The sequence below is a fragment of the Synechococcus sp. UW179B genome, assembly GCF_900474245.1.
GTDB lineage: Bacteria > Cyanobacteriota > Cyanobacteriia > PCC-6307 > Cyanobiaceae > Synechococcus_C.
Genome location: NZ_UCNZ01000006.1, coordinates 23,689 through 41,003, shown reverse-complemented (window position 1 = coordinate 41,003; position 17,315 = coordinate 23,689). Strand labels below are relative to the sequence as shown.

22 protein-coding genes are annotated in these 17,315 nt (G+C 57.8%); 5 read left to right on the top strand and 17 right to left on the bottom strand.

Features of this window, described 5'->3' with window-relative positions; translation table 11 throughout:
* The 7 genes from DXY38_RS02860 to DXY38_RS02830 form a co-directional block, all read right to left on the bottom strand.
* A complete protein-coding gene (locus DXY38_RS02860; RefSeq protein WP_006042532.1) occupies positions 1–264 on the bottom strand; it encodes a hypothetical protein in 264 nt (87 codons plus the stop codon).
* 45 nt (positions 265–309) lie between these two features.
* Positions 310–1,779 carry a lysine--tRNA ligase gene (gene lysS / locus DXY38_RS02855; protein ID WP_115070394.1) on the bottom strand — a complete coding sequence of 490 codons (1,470 nt, stop codon included), beginning with the start codon at positions 1,777–1,779 and terminating at the stop codon, positions 310–312.
* 70 nt (positions 1,780–1,849) lie between these two features.
* The gene (gene rpaB / locus DXY38_RS02850) at positions 1,850–2,617 is read right to left on the bottom strand and encodes a response regulator transcription factor RpaB (protein ID WP_006853878.1); all 768 of its coding nucleotides are present in this window, start codon (positions 2,615–2,617) and stop codon (positions 1,850–1,852) included.
* A gap of 125 nt (positions 2,618–2,742) precedes the next feature.
* On the bottom strand, positions 2,743–4,065 hold the full coding sequence (locus DXY38_RS02845; protein ID WP_115070393.1) for a sugar ABC transporter substrate-binding protein: 1,323 nt from the start codon (positions 4,063–4,065) through the stop codon (positions 2,743–2,745).
* Positions 4,062–4,565 (bottom strand): hypothetical protein, encoded by a 504-nt coding sequence (locus DXY38_RS02840; RefSeq protein WP_006853880.1) that lies wholly within the window; start codon positions 4,563–4,565, stop codon positions 4,062–4,064. The genes DXY38_RS02845 and DXY38_RS02840 overlap by 4 nt, the downstream gene beginning before the upstream one ends.
* 3 nt (positions 4,566–4,568) lie before the next feature.
* A complete protein-coding gene (mreC, locus tag DXY38_RS02835) occupies positions 4,569–5,312 on the bottom strand; it encodes a rod shape-determining protein MreC (RefSeq protein ID WP_115070392.1) in 744 nt (247 codons plus the stop codon).
* A 5-nt stretch (positions 5,313–5,317) separates the two neighbouring features.
* Positions 5,318–6,370 (bottom strand): rod shape-determining protein, encoded by a 1,053-nt coding sequence (locus tag DXY38_RS02830; protein WP_038014152.1) that lies wholly within the window; start codon positions 6,368–6,370, stop codon positions 5,318–5,320.
* A gap of 160 nt (positions 6,371–6,530) precedes the next feature.
* Between DXY38_RS02830 and DXY38_RS02825 the strand changes: the two genes are divergently transcribed.
* Complete coding sequence (locus tag DXY38_RS02825) at positions 6,531–6,911, top strand: single-stranded DNA-binding protein (RefSeq protein WP_115070391.1); 381 nt, start codon at positions 6,531–6,533, stop codon at positions 6,909–6,911.
* A gap of 78 nt (positions 6,912–6,989) precedes the next feature.
* On the opposite strand, the gene DXY38_RS02820 is transcribed toward DXY38_RS02825, so the two are convergent.
* Positions 6,990–7,649 carry a DedA family protein gene (locus tag DXY38_RS02820; protein WP_115070527.1) on the bottom strand — a complete coding sequence of 220 codons (660 nt, stop codon included), beginning with the start codon at positions 7,647–7,649 and terminating at the stop codon, positions 6,990–6,992.
* A gap of 512 nt (positions 7,650–8,161) precedes the next feature.
* A complete protein-coding gene (gene ahcY / locus DXY38_RS02815; RefSeq protein WP_115070390.1) occupies positions 8,162–9,592 on the bottom strand; it encodes an adenosylhomocysteinase in 1,431 nt (476 codons plus the stop codon).
* 24 nt (positions 9,593–9,616) lie between these two features.
* Here ahcY and tsaE point away from each other — a divergent pair, with 24 nt between their 5' ends.
* Positions 9,617–10,153: a tRNA (adenosine(37)-N6)-threonylcarbamoyltransferase complex ATPase subunit type 1 TsaE gene (tsaE, locus tag DXY38_RS02810; RefSeq protein WP_115070389.1), complete on the top strand. Its 537-nt coding sequence runs from the start codon at positions 9,617–9,619 to the stop codon at positions 10,151–10,153.
* Here the strand turns inward: tsaE and DXY38_RS02805 are convergent.
* From DXY38_RS02805 to DXY38_RS02785, 5 genes are all read right to left on the bottom strand, one after another.
* Positions 10,047–11,543, bottom strand: a complete 1,497-nt coding sequence (locus DXY38_RS02805) for a sodium:solute symporter family protein (protein ID WP_115070388.1) — start codon at positions 11,541–11,543, stop codon at positions 10,047–10,049. The genes tsaE and DXY38_RS02805 overlap by 107 nt on opposite strands.
* A gap of 2 nt (positions 11,544–11,545) precedes the next feature.
* A complete protein-coding gene (locus tag DXY38_RS02800; protein ID WP_115070387.1) occupies positions 11,546–11,788 on the bottom strand; it encodes a hypothetical protein in 243 nt (80 codons plus the stop codon).
* A complete protein-coding gene (locus tag DXY38_RS02795) occupies positions 11,785–12,822 on the bottom strand; it encodes a carbohydrate kinase (RefSeq protein WP_115070386.1) in 1,038 nt (345 codons plus the stop codon). The genes DXY38_RS02800 and DXY38_RS02795 overlap by 4 nt, the downstream gene beginning before the upstream one ends.
* Positions 12,823–12,886: 64 nt before the next feature.
* Complete coding sequence (mutT, locus tag DXY38_RS02790) at positions 12,887–14,074, bottom strand: 8-oxo-dGTP diphosphatase MutT (RefSeq protein ID WP_115070385.1); 1,188 nt, start codon at positions 14,072–14,074, stop codon at positions 12,887–12,889.
* Positions 14,074–14,823, bottom strand: a complete 750-nt coding sequence (locus DXY38_RS02785) for a recombinase family protein (RefSeq protein WP_236629520.1) — start codon at positions 14,821–14,823, stop codon at positions 14,074–14,076. Before DXY38_RS02785 ends, mutT begins: the two co-directional genes overlap by 1 nt.
* Before the next feature lie 329 nt (positions 14,824–15,152).
* On the opposite strand from DXY38_RS02785, the gene DXY38_RS02780 reads away from it, so the two are divergent.
* Entirely contained in the window at positions 15,153–15,620 is a 468-nt protein-coding gene (locus DXY38_RS02780; RefSeq protein ID WP_244278984.1) for a DUF411 domain-containing protein, read from the top strand.
* 35 nt (positions 15,621–15,655) lie between these two features.
* Here DXY38_RS02780 and DXY38_RS02775 read toward each other — a convergent pair whose 3' ends face one another.
* Together DXY38_RS02775 and DXY38_RS13960 are read right to left on the bottom strand one after the other, a co-directional pair.
* On the bottom strand, positions 15,656–15,925 hold the full coding sequence (locus DXY38_RS02775; RefSeq protein WP_006853915.1) for a hypothetical protein: 270 nt from the start codon (positions 15,923–15,925) through the stop codon (positions 15,656–15,658).
* Positions 15,922–16,011: a DUF3721 domain-containing protein gene (locus tag DXY38_RS13960; protein WP_244278994.1), complete on the bottom strand. Its 90-nt coding sequence runs from the start codon at positions 16,009–16,011 to the stop codon at positions 15,922–15,924. Before DXY38_RS13960 ends, DXY38_RS02775 begins: the two co-directional genes overlap by 4 nt.
* On the opposite strand from DXY38_RS13960, the gene DXY38_RS14065 reads away from it, so the two are divergent.
* Positions 15,991–16,116 (top strand): hypothetical protein, encoded by a 126-nt coding sequence (locus DXY38_RS14065; protein ID WP_255445316.1) that lies wholly within the window; start codon positions 15,991–15,993, stop codon positions 16,114–16,116. The two genes, DXY38_RS13960 and DXY38_RS14065, sit on opposite strands and share 21 nt — an antisense overlap.
* A gap of 53 nt (positions 16,117–16,169) precedes the next feature.
* Here DXY38_RS14065 and DXY38_RS02765 read toward each other — a convergent pair whose 3' ends face one another.
* On the bottom strand, positions 16,170–16,871 hold the full coding sequence (locus DXY38_RS02765; RefSeq protein ID WP_115070526.1) for a DUF305 domain-containing protein: 702 nt from the start codon (positions 16,869–16,871) through the stop codon (positions 16,170–16,172).
* On the opposite strand from DXY38_RS02765, the gene DXY38_RS02760 reads away from it, so the two are divergent.
* Positions 16,870–17,307, top strand: a complete 438-nt coding sequence (locus tag DXY38_RS02760) for a MerR family transcriptional regulator (RefSeq protein ID WP_115070383.1) — start codon at positions 16,870–16,872, stop codon at positions 17,305–17,307. The two genes, DXY38_RS02765 and DXY38_RS02760, sit on opposite strands and share 2 nt — an antisense overlap.
* Positions 17,308–17,315 lie beyond the last annotated feature (8 nt).

Sequence of the window (17,315 nt, the reverse complement as noted above, 5' to 3'; positions counted from 1 at the left end):
TCAAGCCTTCGGTGCGGGTGGCTCGAGGCTCACATTTTCAGGCGGTGGAGTGGGGTCTGGATCAGCAATCAGCATGTGCTGAAGCACGATCTCAGGACGCTCACTGTCACGCCAACGGATGCGATAAGCGGGCATCTTGGTGCCTCGGCTCGTGGTCTGCTCCACGGGCTCCATCACCCATCCGCGACGGGACCGCCCCTGCGGATTGCGCTTGACCACCGCATCGGCGTGTTTGAAGCGGAAACCTACGCGCTCACCACTCATGGGAATTGGACCCTGCCACTGGGTTTAATTATCCATGCTGACAGGTCACCCCTCCGGTCGCATCAACGGAAAGGCAATCACATCCCGAATGGAGGGGCTATCCGTGAGCAGCATCACCAAGCGATCAATCCCGATCCCAAGTCCACCCGTGGGGGGCATCCCCACTTCCAGAGCCTGAATGAAATCCTCATCCACGCCGCTGGCTTCCACATCTCCTGCCGCACGGCGTTCCTGCTGGAGCTCCATGCGGCCTCTTTGATCCAAAGGATCCGTGAGCTCACTGAAAGCATTGGCCGTTTCACGGCCCACGATGAACAACTCAAACCGCTCCACCAGACCTGGCTTGCTGCGATGTTTACGCGCCAGGGGGGAAATTTCCTGCGGGTAATCGAGCACAAAGGTTGGCTGGATCAAATTGGGTTCCACCGCATGCTCAAACGCTTCGTTCAAGAGCCGTCCGACCGTGTCGGCCTTATCCGGTGCAGGGAGATTCGCGGCTCGCATCGCCTCCACAGCCGCCTCACGGGTCTGGAAAGAGGCGAAATCCAGTCCGGTGGCCTCCTGCACAAGTTCATGCATCGTGGCGCGCCTCCAGGACGGCGTCAGGTCCACCTCCACGCCCTGGTAGCTGATGCGGGTCGTCCCGCAAACCTGCTCACAAACCGAGGCGATCAGCTCTTCGGTGAGCGTCATCATGTCGTTGTAATCGGCATAGGCCTGATACACCTCCACCGAGGTGAATTCAGGGTTATGGCGCGTGCTCACCCCTTCGTTACGAAAGATCCGCCCGAGCTCATACACCCGTTCAAATCCACCCACCACGAGCCGTTTGAGGTGGAGCTCCGTGGCAATCCGCAGGTAGAGAGGCAGATCAAGGGTGTTGTGATGCGTGATGAACGGTCGCGCTTCAGCTCCACCGGCTTCGGATTGCAAAACCGGTGTTTCGATCTCTAGGAAATCGCGTTCGTCCAACCAACGGCGGATCGCACTGACGGCCATCGCTCGACGCCGGAAGGTCTCACGAGACTGCGGCGTGACGATCAAATCCAAATAGCGCTGGCGATAGCGCTTCTCCACATCGGCGAGGCCATGCCATTTATCTGGCAGGGGCTGCAGCGACTTGGTGAGCATCTGCCATTCGCTCACCTTGACGGACAGTTCACCGCGATCAGTGCGGCGCAAGATGCCGTGAACCCCAATCAGGTCTCCTGCATCCACCAAGGAACTGAGCTGAGCGAAGCTGTCTCCCAGCGTTGCTTTTTCGAGAAACAACTGGATCGTTCCCGTTTCATCCGCAAGCGTGAAGAAGGCAAGCTTGCCCATCACCCGGCGCGTCATCACCCGACCAGCCACCGAAACCTTTAGGTCTCGCTCGGTACCGTTCGGGAGATCTGCATGATCGGCTTGCAAGCGAGCCATGCGATCGGTGAGATCAAAGCGCAACGCATACGGCTCTTGCCCCTGTTCTTTGAGAGCATTCGCCTTCTCCAAGCGGGTCTCACGAAGTTCAGACAAGAGAGAAGAAGCAGTCGGGCGCCATCCTGCCCCGCGACGGGGACGAGAGCGAGCGGATTACGCCAAATTCTCAAACTGCTGCCGGTGCTCCCGCGGGCTCACCCATGCGTTGAGACGCGTAGCCAATCCCTCTCACCGTGAGAATCAATTCAGGATTGCGAGGGTCGGGCTCAAGCTTGCCGCGCAAGCGTGCGACATAAACATCAACGACCCGGAGGTCGGCTGCACGTCTGGGCGGATAGCCCCAGAGCTGCTCCAGGATTTCAGCCCTAGGAACCACATGACCTGGCTCCCGAAACAGCAACTCAAGGAGGCTGAATTCTGTGTAGGTAAGAGCGATCCGCTCGGTTCCTCGGTTCACCTGACGGCGATTGGTATCGACCACCAGGTCTCCAACTCGCATCACCCCTTGGCCGCTGGGAATCTCCCGTGGCTCAACGGTGGCGGAGCCAGAGCCAACCCGCCTCAAAATCGTGGAGATGCGGGCTTCCAGCTCCTTTGGACTGAAAGGTTTTGGCAGATAGTCATCGGCTCCGAGGTCGAGGCCAGCGACGCGTTCAGAAATCGATTCCAGCGCCGAGAGAAAAATAATGGGGACGCAGGATTCCGCTCTCAGGCGCCTGCATACAGCAAAGCCGTCCATTTTGGGAAGCATGACATCGAGCACAACGAGGTCTGGAGCTTCGTTGTGGAACATCTCCAACGCTTCCTCTCCGTCCTCAGCGGAAATGACGTTGTAACCAGCTAATTGCAGACGCATCAACAGAACCCGCCTGACTGCGGGCTCGTCGTCAACCACAAGAATGGTTCCTTTTACAGAAGGCCCATCTGTGGGCATCGCAACACAATGTGAAGAGAAGCGACTCTACCGGTCAGCGCAAACGGTTCGTGAGTGACAAAAAGCTATCGACTCAGGCTTTCGATTGTCTTTATGTTTTCAATTCAAGGCAGTGAATGGCTCCCTTAGGGCCAGCGCGCCTCTGAATAACGGTTCCACTGTTCAGCAGCGGTACGCACCGCCTCCTCACTACTGATCTGACCCAACATCGCCCTCTGAAGCTGGGTGTAAACGATGCTTTGCAGTCGCTTCACCCCTGGCGTCGCAGGCACCAGGACCCTCGCTCCCTCCAGCGTCTTGGCCGACAGAAGCCTCGCCTCTCGAATTTGAGCCTGCTCGGGAGTGGCAGGTCGCTCGGCTTCAAGCTCAGCACGGACATGCCTGAGAGCCGCCAGGGAGGAGGGCAACACTCTGGCCTCGCGCGCAAAGCGCGCTTGGTTCGGTCCGTTGGTGAGATCCAGGGCGAATGACAACGCTTCTTGAGGTCGCTGACTCTGGCGAGGAACAGCGAGCGTCATCAAAGCCACGTTGGCGGTGCCATCGTCTCCTGTGAGAGGCGGTTGAGGGATGGTCACCGCCGCCACTCCAGGGGCATTGGTCTGAATGCTGCGTAAAAATTCAGCCCCACTGGCCAGCAAGGCAAGCTCACCACTTTGGTAGAGCTCAATCGCCCGGCGCTGCCCCTGACTGACCACTTCCCGAGGGAGAAGCCCCTCTCGATACAAATCAGTCCAAAACGCAAACGCCTTGCGCCCCTCTGGCGAATCGAATCCAGCGCGCTGTTGCTCATCGAGCAAAACGACCCCCATCTGAACCATCGACTCCAGCAATTCAGCGGAATCGTCGGGCACGGCCGTGACAAACAGCCCGTAGCGTCCCGTTCGCTCTCGGATGCGGCGGGCGAAGGCGGGGACATCCTCCCAACGACGGGGTGGCTCTTTCACGCCAGCTTGTTGAAGCAGCTGCTGGTTGACCAGGCTGAGGCGGACCGTGAGATACCAGGGCACGGCAATCTGGCCCGCCTTTGGATCGCGCGCGGCACGCCACACCGAAGGCAAATAACGCTGAGCGGCATCGGGCGGCAACAGCGGCGTGAGATCGGTCAACCCACCCTTACTTGCCAAATTGGCCGCGAAGGGGGGATTGAGATTCACCACATCCGGAGCGGTGCGCGCAAACACGGCAGCCAGAAGCTTCCGTTCCACCGAGCCCCAGGGCAGGTCGGTCCAACGCACCGGCGCATCGGGATGCTCATCATCCCAGCGATCAATCACCTGTTCCATGTAGGTGTTGAATTTGGGCGCTAGTTGCAGCGTCCAAAGCTGGAGAGCTCCTTCTGGAGCGGCGGCACGCCGGCATCCCCCCATCAGCAAAGACGTGCTGACAACGGCCAAGGCGAGCCACCTAAAGCGATGGGACCTATGGCGATGAGAAGTGTGCTGAATCATGCGGGAGTGCGCCGTCGCCAGATCAGAAGTTGCCAAGACCCAATCATCGGGGCCATCAGGCCCGTCATCAGGCCTTGAGCCAAACAGGTGTGTAATGCAAAGGCTTGGGCCAAAGGAGCATCCACACCCTGAACCAACAGCTGCGCCCAGAGGCTCAACCCCAGCAACATCGTGCCGATCCAAGCCAGCAGACCCAAATTGAGACTGCGTTGAATCGGTCGGCCCCGCCGCCCAAGCCGTCCCCACCACCAGCCCAACAGCATCAAAGCGGGCACCTGACTGACATCTCCCACACTGAGGCCATCCAGGACCAATCCCATTGCCGCGCCCGCGATCACTCCCGATACCGGTCCATCCACCAGAGCCCATGGCAACAGCCACAGCACCGCCCAGCTCGGCAAGACACCTCCCAAGCTCAGCCATGACGGTGCCGCCAAGCTGATCAACGGCACCAACAATCCGGAGGCAACACAGATCGGTTGGCTGTGAAGACGAGCCATCGATCAGCGCCGACTCACCTGCACCCAGTCGATCGCATCCGGAGGCGCAATCAACTGAACCAGGGCCGTGGGAGCTGGAACCGCTCTGGAGTTCAAGGACTGCACAACGGCCACAGGAAGGTTTGCAGGCAACAGAGTGCTGGCCGGGGAGGTGCTCACCAAATCACCAGGACGGACCTTCACGTCTTTATCGATGAATTTCAGTTCAGGACGGGCCGTGCCCATTCCCACCAGGAGGGCATGTTGACGGGTCCGAGGCACCCAAACGCCGACACGACTTCCCGGAGCGGTGAGCAAGCGCACAAGGCTTGTCGCTGGCGTGGCACTTTGCACGCGGCCAATCAATCCACCCGGACCGCTCACCGCATCCCCTTGTTTGATGCCATCCAGCCCCCCCTTCCCCAGCACGATTTGCTGCCACCAGCCCTCAGGCGTTCGGGAGATCACGGCAGCAGAAATCGCCCCTTGGGCACCTTGACGATCCAACGAAAGCAAACCCCTCAAACGGGCGTTATCCACCTCAAGCAACTGCAAACGCGTGGCATCGTCCTGCTGCTGCGCTGACTGAACCCACTCTTTCTGAGCTGAGCCTGGCCAAAACGGACGCGTGAGCAAGGCGTAGGCATCCGCGAAACCGGCGCCCTTGCTCCAACGCACCATCCCCAGCACGCCAAGCAGAGCCAGCCAAGGCCAAATTCGTTTCAGGCTCCGGGAACGCGTTCCCTGCGGCCACGGCGAGGAGCCCATCGGAATTAGAGGCTCGAGGCAGAGCGAACGAATTCAGGGGTATCCAAGACACGCTGCAGGCGCTTGTAATCCTCCAGCACCTGTCCGCAGCCATTCACTACACACAGCAGCGGATCTTCCGCCACGTGGGTGAAGATCCCGGTTTCATGGCTGATCAGATCACTAATCCCCCTCACCAGAGCCCCACCGCCCGCGAGCATGATTCCGCGATCGACGATGTCTGCGGCCAGCTCAGGGGGAGTGCGTTCAAGCGTGCGCTTCACCGCCTCAACAATCACGTTGAGGGGCTCAGCAATCGCCTCACGAAGATCACCCGCTTGGAGCTGAATCGTGCGCGGCAAACCAGACAAGAGGTGCAAACCACGCACATCCATCACGGTCTGGTCGAAGTCGTTGTCTGGAAACGCAGAGCCGATTCGAATCTTGATGTCTTCGGCCGTGCGCTCACCCACGACGAGGTTGTGAACCTTTTTGAGATGGACGCCAATCGAATCGCTTATTTCATCACCAGCAACGCGAACGGATTCACTCAGCACGGTGCCTCCGAGGCTGAGCACCGCCACTTCGGTGGTTCCACCACCGATGTCCACAATCATCGTGCCGACGGGCTCTGTCACCGGCAGCCCAGCACCAATCGCCGCAGCCACGGGCTCATCGATGAGATGCACTTCTCTGGCACCGGCCAGGCCCGCCTCACGCACGGCGCGGCGCTCCACACCCGTCACACCACTTGGGATGCCCACCACCAAACGCGGCGCAATGATCCCGCGCCCCTCATTGCCTTTTTGAATGAAGCTTTTGAGCATCTGCTCAGCCGCATCAAAGTCCGCGATCACGCCATCACGTAGGGGCCGAACGGCACGAATGTTCCCGGGCGTCCGGCCCAGCATCAGCTTCGCTTCATCACCGACGGCCAGGGGCACTCCCCTCTCCAAATCAATCGCCACCACAGAAGGCTCTTGCAACACGATCCCCTTTCCGGAGACGTAAATCAGGGTGTTGGCAGTGCCGAGGTCGATACCGATGTCACGGGAGAGTTGAAATCGACGAAAAAGCACTGGCTGTGGCACAAGTCGCCGAATCTTAGGAGGGGTGTCATGCTCTGACTCATGCATCGCCTGATCCATCGGCTGATACATCCGGCGCTGAGGGTGGAACTCCTTAAAAGCAGCCACGTCAACCGTGGCGCATCATTGATCCACACAGAACAAGACCTTTATGGGTGTCAATTCCGTAACCCTGGTCGGCCGCGCCGGCCGAGATCCCGAAGTTCGTTACTTCGAATCGGGAAGCATGGTGGCCAACCTGACCATTGCCGTGAATCGCCGCAGCCGCGACGACGAACCAGATTGGTTCAACCTTGAGATCTGGGGCAAACAAGCCCAGGTTGCCGCCGATTACGTCAAAAAAGGATCACTCCTGGGCATCATCGGCAGCTTCAAATTGGATCGCTGGACCGATCGCAACAGCGGTGAAGAACGCAGCAAGCCTGTTGTTCGCGTTGATCGCCTCGAACTCCTCGGCTCCAAACGCGACAGCGAAGCGGGCTCCGGTGGATTCGGGGGAGGCAGCCCGAGCGACGAAGAAGTTCCCTTCTGAAACAGGGGCCCACGGCGACCGGCGAATTCCTCGCATGGAGGGGCTCAACACAGCCGGGCGCCGGCGCCTATCCGCTGGTTAGTCGGCCGACTGGCGGCGACGCCAAATCCTGAGGGCCAGCCAGATCCCACCAGCCAAAACGGCAATCACCAAGCCCACCTTGATCACCTTGGAGACAGGGTCGATCCAGACCTCAACATTGCTGTAACCCTCACCAAGAACCATCCCAGCGATGGTGAGCAACAGCGTCCAGATCAGGCTGCCAGCCGTAGTCCAAATCAAAAATGGCGCCATCGGCATCAACTCGATTCCTGCGGGAACCGAAATCAAAGTGCGAATGCCTGGCACCAACCGTCCCCAAAACACGAGGGCCGTGCCGTAGCGGCTAAACCAGCGGCGACTCCGCGCCAACTCCTCAGGGCTAATGCCGATCCAGCGGCCATGGCGCTCAAGCCATTGTTCAATGCGTTGTTCATTGATCAAACGGCCGATGCCATACCAAGGCAACGCCCCCAGCACCGTTCCAATCAAACCCGCAAGCACAACGGGGACGAATTGCAGTTGCCCTTGCTGCACATAAAAGCCTCCCAAAGGCATGATCAGCTCAGAGGGAATAGGCGGAAACAAATTTTCGAGAAACATGGCCGCAAAAATGGCGCCATACCCCAACCATTGATTTGCCTCGACGGCCTGTCCAATCAGCTCTGGAAGCTGGGTAATCAGTTCAGACAGACCCATCAACATCGACAACAAAGTTTTGCCAGTATTTCACACCTTGCGGCCAAGCGACATCCCCAATTGGGCTGTGATTCAGGCATAGGAATTATCCGTAGCAGAAAGAGAAGCCCCTTCACCTACGTACCAACAAGGCATTATTCCAGACGAAAGAGTTCGAGCCTATTCTCAAAATCAGAGCAAGAGACAGCGCACAAAACAGTAATCAAATAGCTCCGATTAGAATAATTTAGACAATCCTTGCAACTACTGACTATACGTTTCATTCATCAAATAAATAAAGAGTTTTAGCCCGCGACAAGGCGACATCGAAATCCATTCAATATCCACCAGCAGGGCGTCTATAGGACAAGCAAGCATTTGAATCAATAATCTATTAAGTGGCACCAACTAGAGCCAATTTTTAAATTTAAAGCAAACCGAAGGCACAAAAATCACTCTCCTAGACGATGGTCCACAATAACAAGGCAATAAAAAAGGGCTGCAATTGCAGCCCTCAATCAAATTAAAAAAGATCAATAACGATAGTGATCTGGCTTATAGGGGCCTTCAACAGGAACGTTGATGTAATCGGCCTGATCTTTACTCAATTCGGTGAGTTTGCAACCAATCTTCTCAAGATGGAGGCGAGCTACCATCTCATCGAGGTGCTTAGGCAGCACATACACCTCTTTGCCATATTCGTTGCCCTTGGTGAACAACTCAATCTGAGCCAACACCTGATTCGTGAATGAGTTGCTCATCACGAAACTAGGGTGACCAGTGGCGCATCCCAGATTGACGAGACGACCTTCGGCAAGAAGAATAATTTTGTTACCGCTTGGCAAGGTGATGTGATCCACCTGAGGCTTGATGTTGTCCCACTCATAGGACTTGAGCGAGGCCACATCAATCTCGTTGTCGAAGTGTCCGATATTGCAGACGATCGCTTCGTCCTTCATCTTCACCAGATGCTCATTGCGGATCACCTGGTAGTTGCCGGTTGCGGTCACAAAGATGTCCATCTGATCCACCACATCCTCGAGGCGAACCACCCGGTAACCCTCCATCGCAGCCTGCAAAGCGCAAATGGGATCCACTTCAGCAATGCAAACGGTGGCACCGAGGCCGCGCAATGACTGGGCTGAACCCTTGCCCACGTCGCCGTAGCCAACAACGAGGGCCTGCTTGCCAGCCACCATCACGTCGGTCGCACGCTTAATGCTGTCAACCAGAGATTCACGACAGCCATAGAGGTTGTCGAACTTGCTCTTCGTAACCGAATCGTTGACGTTGATCGCAGGGAAGGGAAGCTCTCCACTCTTCTGCATCTTGTAGAGGCGAGCCACGCCCGTGGTGGTCTCCTCGGTCACGCCCTGAATTTCAGCCTTGATACGGCTGTAGAAACTGGAATCCTTCGCCAGCTTCTTCTTGATCGAAGCGAACAGGAAGGTCTCCTCTTCGTTGGAAGGGTTGTCGAGCACGGTGATGTCCTGCTCAGCCTTGCTGCCCAACATCACCAGACCGGTGGCATCGCCACCATCGTCCAGGATCATGTTGGGCGTTCCACCATCACCCCACTCGAGGATGCTGTGGGTGTAATCCCAATACTCCTCAAGGGTCTCACCCTTGACGGCAAAGACGGGAATTCCACCAGCCGCCATCGCAGCCGCAGCATGATCCTGGGTGGAAAAAATGTTGCAGGAGGCCCAGCGCACATCAGCACCGAGCTCGACCAAGGTTTCGATCAGAACAGCGGTCTGAATCGTCATGTGCAAAGAGCCGGCGATCCGGGCTCCCTTCAAGGGCTTCTCCTTGCCGTACTTGGTACGCAATGCCATCAAACCGGGCATTTCGGTCTCAGCAATATCAAGCTCTTTGCGGCCGAAATCGGCTAAACCGATATCCGCAATCACGTAATCCTTTGCGACCTGAAGTTCGGCCGTTGCCGCGGCTGTTGCCACCATATTGAAAAGCTCCCTGGGGAGGATGTGAACGATAAATACTTCGGAGACGCCGAGGCTTCGGGCTCCCTTATCAGCCAATCTACAGATGAGACAAGGATCCTTGACGATCTCGAGGCCACAAAAGACCTTGGCCGGAGGTTGGCAGCGCGCCTTCAACCGAATGACATCGTGCTGCTAGAGGGACCCCTCGGTGCAGGCAAAACCTCTCTAGTGCAAGGCCTTGCCGAGGCTCTAGGGATCCAAGAACCAATCACCAGCCCCACCTTCGCGCTTGCTCAGCACTACCCCGAAGGAACCCCACCACTGATCCATCTCGACCTGTACCGGCTCGAGCAAGCTGTCGCAGCAGACGACCTCTTCCTTCAAGAAGAAGAGGAAGCCACGGCCCTCGGAGCCCTGCTGATGGTGGAGTGGCCGGAGCGGCTCAGCCTCGCCCTGCCTGACGCCTGGAGACTCATTCTCCGATACCAATCAGACGGCGAAGGGCGCTTGGCCACGATCCATGCTCCCCTCGCCGCCCAGCGAAGAGAGCGGAATCAACGCCCAAAATCATCAAACTGATCATCAACGCTGGCACCAAGGGCAAAAATCCAGCCGCGAGAGGCTCCGGGAGCCACTGCAAAGCAAACCCAAGCAGAATGAATTCTCCACAGAGGACAGAAAGCACTGCGGCCAAGGCAGAGAAACGCAAGCCGTAAACAGCTCCCACCATCACGGGGAACAGAAGGGCCAGACCGGAAAAGGCATGGGTCGCCAAGGTCAAAATCGCCTCGGGCGGTCGCAGGGCAATGCACAATCCAGCCACCGCCAGTGCCACCACCGCCATTTGGCCCACTCGAACCTGTTCGTTGAGGGACGCCTCAGGCCGCAGGTAGCGGCGATACACATCGCGCGTAAACATCGAAGACAAAGCCAGCAGCTGAGAATCGAGAGTCGACATAAAGGCAGCCAACGCTCCCACCATCACCAGACCGGTCAACCAAGACGGAGCAAAGCGAGCGAGCATCAGCGGCATGATCTGGTCAGCAGCGCGGCCGATCAAGTCGGGGAAAGCCCCATGCCCCCACACTCCAATCAACACCGGGCAGATAAAAAGAATCCCTGCAACCAGGGGATAAAGCACCATCGATTGCTTTAAAGAACGATCATCTTCGGCTGCAAAAAAACGCATCAGCATTTGCGGGAACATCGGCAAACACAATGGCCAAAGCAGCAAATAACTGAACCAAATCCTTGGCGTAAAAAAGTTATTTAGACCAGCACCAGAAAAGAGTTGTGGCTGCTCCTGCTGAAGCAGCTGGTTCACCTGAGTGAGACCACCCACGCCATGGGCCACTGCCACAAAAGCAAGCAACATCAGGCTAAACATCAGCACGCCCTGAAGCACATCCGTCTTGGCGACAGCATTCATGCCACCACCCACCACATACACAACGATTGCCACCGTGAGCACCGTGGCGCCTACTGGGAAAGGAATCGCTCCATTGGTGAGGGTTTCCAGCAGATATCCCGCCCCCAAGGGTTGCAATGCCAAATAGGGCAACGTGAAGAGGGTCATCACAACAAACACCACCAAGCGAATCGCCTCGCCCGGGAGCCGCTGGCCAATCAGCTCAGAGGGTGTAATCAACCCGTGTTCGCAACTGATGGCGCGCACACGGCAACCCAATGTTCCAAAACTGAGAGCAGCCAACCCTGTTCCTAGGGCCATCATCGGGTAATAAGCCAAGCCAATGCGGTATCCGGCACCGGCAAATCCCAGAAAGAAAAAGGCGCTGAAATTTGTAGCGATCAACGTGAAAAAGAGCAGTGTTGAGCGCAGCTTGCGATCGGCCAAAAAATAATTATCTGCACTACCGCCCAGCGAGGTTCTGTTGCTGCAACCAAGCCAAAGCAAGGCAAGGAGATAAATGACCAGACCCAGAAGGGCCACAAGCATCGTGGATGACATCGCTATGACCTCGCCAGGAAGGCTGCTGTCAGGGTCAACAGCGCTTGCACAACGATCAAAGCCAGCACCCAAACCGGCAAACCCAGCCACAAGCCCCCGCCGAGGGCTGCCCAGCGATGGATCCCCAACGCGGCAACACTCACTCCAATCACCGCGATCCACCCCCAATGGCGCGCCTTCGACCGAACCATGAACACTCCAGCCATCACTCCATCCTCATGGCTGGCCAGCCCCGCCTTGATCAAGCCTGATTGAGGAACTTAGCCACAGCCTCTGGGTCCGGTTGAGGATCAATGCCCCCGGCTCCAACGCAAACCAAAGCCCCGCAAGCTGCCGCATAGCGGACCATGCGTTCCACCATCGCGGAATCGCCAACATGGGACAGATCGGTGTGCCCAGATAAACCCACCAGTTGGTGAAGCAAGCCCGCGGTGAACGCATCTCCTGCACCCGTGGTGTCGACCACGCGCGCTGGTGTCAAAACCGGCATGGTTCCTGCATGGCCGGCGATCTGCCAACGCACGGGATTTCCGCCATCGGTGACGACCACATCGGGGCGCTGTGGAAGAACGGCCTGAATAGCCAAAGGATCATCGCTGTCAAACAACCAGAGAGCCTCCTCACGCGCAAGCTTGAGCAACGCCGCCTGATGCAGCAATGGCTTCATGGCTGACAAGGCGGAGGCATCAGGTCCTGCCGCAGGATCCGCCTCGGAGTCCCAAAAGGTGGGGCGCCAGTTCACATCCAAAGCCAGCGCAAGACCAGCCGCTTTTGCCTGAGCCAACACCCACTGCAAAGACTCAGCGGACGCCGTCGTCGCCAATGGAATCGTGCCCACTAACAACCAGCGAGCCTGCTTCGACACACCAGGCCAGACCAGTTCCAAGCCGGCACGATCCAACATCTGATCAGCAAACCCCAGGCTCTGATCTCCTGCAAAACCCTGAAAGACCCTTTCACCATTGGCATCACGTCGCACCAAGACCACCCGACTTGGTCGGCTTGGATCCGATTGAAGGGCTTGCACATCGACACCACGCCGCTGGAACAAGGCAAGAAATTCCCTACCGATCACGTCCTCACCGAGCCGACCAATCAGGCCTACGGGAGTGCCCAGCCGAGCCAGAGCACAGGCCACATTGGCAGGCGCACCACCCAAGCGATCATCACAAGATTCGGGCACAGCCGTCGCGGGATCCCCCCCCAGGGGGCCAAGCCGATCCACCAACGCCTCACCCAGGCACAACACGCGAGGAGCTAAAGCAGAACCATCGGCCATGAGGACAGGGCGGCTGACTTCAGGCTGGCCAAAGAAAACAGCGATGCCAACCGTTTGGACGCAATCAGCTCATCCGTGGCAACTCCTTCAACAACGCCGCAATAATTTTGGCGTTCGCTGCAGGGAAGGGATAGTCAGCCAATGACTGCGGGCTGACCCAAAGCACCTGCTGACTCGCCAAGGGTTGCGGTTCACCGCTAATCCATTGGCAAAGGTGCACCACAAACCGCAGCTTTTTATGGCTGTAGGCATGTTCAACGCTGATCAGCTCCTCCCCCACAGCCACCTCAATCGCCAATTCCTCCCGCAATTCCCGGGCAATGGTGTCCACAATCACTTCCCCCTGCTCCTGCTTCCCTCCTGGGAATTCCCACAACCCCCCGAGCAAACCTTCATTGAGTCTCTGATCAATCAACACCTCACCGGCCTCGTTCAGCACAACACCCACTCCAATCACTTGAAAAGGAACAGCTCGAGGGGTGTCTTTCACGGGATAGCGACCTACATCGCCAGCAGCGTACGCAGCACAGTGCGTCTGCCAAGGGCAGACTCCGCAGTCTGGTGAATGGGGAGTGCAAACGGTGGCACCCAAATCCATCAGGGCCTGATTGAAATCACGAGCACTCCCTGGTACAGCTGCAACAAGAGCCTCACTCCATTGCCAATACAAAGCCTGATCACGTCCTGGAGGCCTGGGATGGGCCTGAAGCCGCGCCAAAACCCGGCGCACATTGCCATCAAGAATCGCCAGTGGACTGTTGAAAGCAGACGAAAGGATCCCAGCCGCAGTGGTGCGACCAATCCCAGGGAGAAGCAGCCAGCAGTCGAGGTCCTTTGGCCAAGCGGAGAGCGTCGTGCTTGAAGCAGGAGCAATCTGACCAATCAGTTGCTTGGCACCCGCTAAAAGACGACGGGCTCGCGAGTAGTAACCAAGCCCCTGCCACAACAGCAATACATCCTGTTCGCGCGCCTCAGCCAACAGCTCAAGCGTGGGAAAAGCCTCCATCCAGCGCTCCCAGTAAGGCAAGACCACCTGCAACTGGGTCTGTTGCAACATCACCTCGGCAATCCAGCACTCCAGGACATTGAGATGTTCATGGGGCTCGGGCCACCTTCCGTCCTTGGTGAACATCCACGGCTTCAGCGCAGGATCCTTCCGGCCGTGGACTTCCCACCAGGCCAGCAGGGAGTGACTGAGCTCAGCCGCTAGAGGACTGAAGTCGCGATGCTCAGCGCTGCGTCGTTGACCCATCAGGCAGCGACCCAAGCCTGGTCACTGCCCAGCAGCTTTCCCGACAAACCCAAGCGCTGCAGGATCCGACCGATCTGCGCCGGAGCCAGTGGCTTTCCCGTGCTGCTGAGCTTGCCAACCCCTGCAAGCGCATCAGCCATGGCCCTGTAGCTCAAGCCTGCACGAACCATTGGCTCAAGAACCCCGCGCAGTCCCTCCGCCTCAGCAATGGCCTTCTGCTTGCGCTCCGACGCCTTCTGAGCAGCACCTTCCCGGTACCCCCCAAGACACACGCCTCGGGCCTTGGCCGCGGCCAACGCTTCTTTAGTTCGCTCGCTGATCCGACGTGCCTCGAACTCAGCAACGCTGGCCATCATCGTGAGAACCATCCGACCAGCACTGGTGGTGGCATCAATGTCTGGCAAGTCGCAGAAGATGAAGCCACCCATCCCGTTCTTTTCTGCCTCGTTGGCGAGCTTCAAGACGAAGCCAGCATCACGAGCCAGACGATCGATCTTGGCAACAGCAATGACAGCCTTCTCCGCGCGAGCCTGAGCCAGAGCCGCGGCCAACTGAGGACGATCGTTCTTCCGACCGCTCTCAACCTCCACGAATTCAGCCGCAATCACAGCCCCCCGCTCGGAAGCCATTACTTCAACCTTGGCCCGCTGCGCTTCGAGGCCCAGGCCGGAGTTTCCCTGGCGATCTGTACTGACCCGGTAGTAGGCCAGCCAACGACTCGGACTCAGAGGACGATCAGGCAAAGACAACGGGAATCCAGTCGGTTGTTCCACAAGTCTACGTCGGTTGAACCTGTAACAGCGAACTTTATCGATGGGTAGTCAGCGCATGCCATGAAGGCCGACGCTGAACTCAATAAAGCCCCGAGTTATCCACCTTCAGAGCTACCGAGTTCTCCAGCACGATTCGTGCTGTCTGCGCATCGATGCCAGCAAGAGCCTGGAACTGGTCTGGACAAAGCTCAACTCGCGATAATGCGGAGCTTGATCTCATTTGTCTCCTAAAGGAATCCATGAAGGCTTCGCGTTTTGCGCACCTGTGTTCAACTGCCTTGCGACAGAGCTTGGTCGGAGCCTTCGTGGTCGTCTCTCTGCTTTCAGCGAGTCAACCGGTTGAGGCGCATGGTGATGCGAAAGGGGATGGTGAGATGCCCGTCACTAGTGGTGCGACCGGGCCACAGATAACGGTGTATCGATCGGCGAGTTGCGGTTGCTGTACGTCATGGGGATCCCACATCGCTTCAGCGGGATACCGCATTGAGGACCATGTCACCGAGGACATGGATGCCGTGAAGAAGGCGCGTGGTGTCAGTCCGCAACAGGCTTCTTGTCACACCGCTGTGGTGGAGGGATACGTGATCGAAGGGCATGTGCCTGCTTCTGCGATCCACCGTCTTTTGTCGGAACGGCCCAATATCCGTGGCCTGGCAGTTCCAGGGATGCCAATGGGTTCCCCTGGGATGGAGGTGGCAGGCGTTGAGGCTGAACGTTTCGAGGTGCTCGCTATTGCCCATGACGGAACAACCTCCGTCTTTGCGCGCTACTGAGCGGTTTCAGGGAGACCGCTACAGAGAATGAGGTGTCATCGCGATGGCTTCAAGAGCATTGCCGCACCTGAGATGGTCACGATGACGGTGAGCCCACCCAAGAGCATTGGATAGACGGGCTGAAGGTTCAGAACACCGAAATTTCCGGTGTGGATCTTGAGCAGCCAAAAGGCATCAATGCCTTGCTCTAAGAGCAAGCTGTAGAGAGATCCCGTACCGGCGGTGATCAGCAACGGAACAGCGGCGATTGGAACCAGCCAACGGTGAATCTTGCGTGCTCGCCGTGAAAGCGGACGTTGGTTCATAGCTTGCGAAGTTGGCGGTGGAGTTCACGCTCATCTGCGCAGGGCATCCACTTTCCGTTGTTCTGATGCAGCGTATTGCAACCAATCTCACTGGCACGTTGTTGCGCGTCAGCTTTGGATTGGTAGATGCCTTTGCTGTGAGCATGGCTGGCCATGGGATGGACAACGAAAGCAGCGACGAGGGCGAATGAGATGGAGATCCATCCCATCATCGTTGTGGTGAAGGCATTAAAAGTGATTGCTTTCACAGCGCGAAAAGGCCATCAAATTTGTAGTAGTCCGGCTTATTCAGTCCTCCGCTTTGCAGCATCTTGCGGAGTTCGATGATCTCTTTGCGCTGGGCGACGATGATCTCGCGCGCCAGGCGAAGGACGGTGGGGTTGGTGGAGTTTTGCCGAGCCTCATGTGCCATCTGAAGTGCGCCTCCATGGTGCTCAATCATTCCCTCTAAGAACCACTGCACCCTGTTGTCGCGCGTTGGCTTCGTTCCCGACATGCGCATCGCGGCAATCACATCAGGACTCATGCGCACCAGATCTGCCATGGAGTTGGGGTCCCCGTTAGGGCGCAATGCCACGGGATAAACCGGTGCATCCGGATACCAGGCCTTGCGCCATTGGCGCATCGCCTTGATCTCACGGGCCTGTTCGTCCCAGATGCTGTTCGCAAGGGCTCCCACCCCAGGGGCGCCGATATTGAAGACGTACTCACTCATCCGCAACGCCCCGGTGTGATGCTCGACCATGCCATCGATAAAGCGCAGGTCGTAGGTGCTGCCTGCAGGGCCCACCGAATGGTCATGCCCATGGTGCGGCTGTTGGCTCGGTTGCCGTTGATGGTGGTCGTGGTTGTGATCGTGACCTGAGTGATCCATCGCCGGCTGTGCCACGGACACGGCCGGTAGCCAGAGGGAGGCAAAGGCAACCAGAGGAAGAAGGCGACGCATGTCGGACAGCACGAGTCCAGATAGTGTCTGGTCTCCCCTTACAGGAGAGTCAATCCCCGTGACGGCTTCGGATGCGTTGCTCAAGATCGGTGCGGTGGCGGAGCGCAGTGGCGTTTCGGTGAAAACGATCCGCTTCTACTGCGACCAGGGCCTGCTCCAGCCGGTGGCGCGCTCTGATGGGCGCTACCGCCTGTTCGACGACTCGGTGTTTGCCGAGCTGGCCTTGATCCGCCGTCTGCGGGCCATGGATCTACCGCTGGCGACGGTTGGCACTGTGCTGGGTGCACGGCGATCCGGGATTTGCACCTGCAACGATCTCCAGGCCACGATCCGCGGCAAGTTCACCGAGATTCAGCAGCGCGTCCACGAACTACAGAGCCTGGAAGCCGAACTCAACACGATGCTGAACACCTGGGAGCGCTGCGGCGGCCGTTGATGCGTTGC

Bases quoted from the DNA above. Each gene is read 5' to 3' on its own strand.
- DXY38_RS02860 (WP_006042532.1), bottom strand. From the start codon at position 264: ATGAGTGGTGAGCGCGTAGGTTTCCGCTTCAAACACGCCGATGCGGTG.
- rpaB (WP_006853878.1), bottom strand. From the start codon at position 2,617: ATGCCCACAGATGGGCCTTCTGTAAAAGGAACCATTCTTGTGGTTGAC.
- DXY38_RS02845 (WP_115070393.1), bottom strand. From the start codon at position 4,065: ATGATTCAGCACACTTCTCATCGCCATAGGTCCCATCGCTTTAGGTGG.
- DXY38_RS02840 (WP_006853880.1), bottom strand. From the start codon at position 4,565: ATGGCTCGTCTTCACAGCCAACCGATCTGTGTTGCCTCCGGATTGTTG.
- mreC (WP_115070392.1), bottom strand. From the start codon at position 5,312: ATGGGCTCCTCGCCGTGGCCGCAGGGAACGCGTTCCCGGAGCCTGAAA.
- DXY38_RS02825 (WP_115070391.1), top strand. From the start codon at position 6,531: ATGGGTGTCAATTCCGTAACCCTGGTCGGCCGCGCCGGCCGAGATCCC.
- DXY38_RS02820 (WP_115070527.1), bottom strand. From the start codon at position 7,649: ATGGGTCTGTCTGAACTGATTACCCAGCTTCCAGAGCTGATTGGACAG.
- ahcY (WP_115070390.1), bottom strand. From the start codon at position 9,592: ATGGTGGCAACAGCCGCGGCAACGGCCGAACTTCAGGTCGCAAAGGAT.
- DXY38_RS02805 (WP_115070388.1), bottom strand. From the start codon at position 11,543: ATGTCATCCACGATGCTTGTGGCCCTTCTGGGTCTGGTCATTTATCTC.
- DXY38_RS02795 (WP_115070386.1), bottom strand. From the start codon at position 12,822: ATGGCCGATGGTTCTGCTTTAGCTCCTCGCGTGTTGTGCCTGGGTGAG.
- mutT (WP_115070385.1), bottom strand. From the start codon at position 14,074: ATGGGTCAACGACGCAGCGCTGAGCATCGCGACTTCAGTCCTCTAGCG.
- DXY38_RS02775 (WP_006853915.1), bottom strand. From the start codon at position 15,925: ATGAACCAACGTCCGCTTTCACGGCGAGCACGCAAGATTCACCGTTGG.
- DXY38_RS14065 (WP_255445316.1), top strand. From the start codon at position 15,991: ATGCAGCGTATTGCAACCAATCTCACTGGCACGTTGTTGCGCGTCAGC.
- DXY38_RS02760 (WP_115070383.1), top strand. From the start codon at position 16,870: ATGTCGGACAGCACGAGTCCAGATAGTGTCTGGTCTCCCCTTACAGGA.
- DXY38_RS02765 (WP_115070526.1), bottom strand. From the start codon at position 16,871: ATGCGTCGCCTTCTTCCTCTGGTTGCCTTTGCCTCCCTCTGGCTACCG.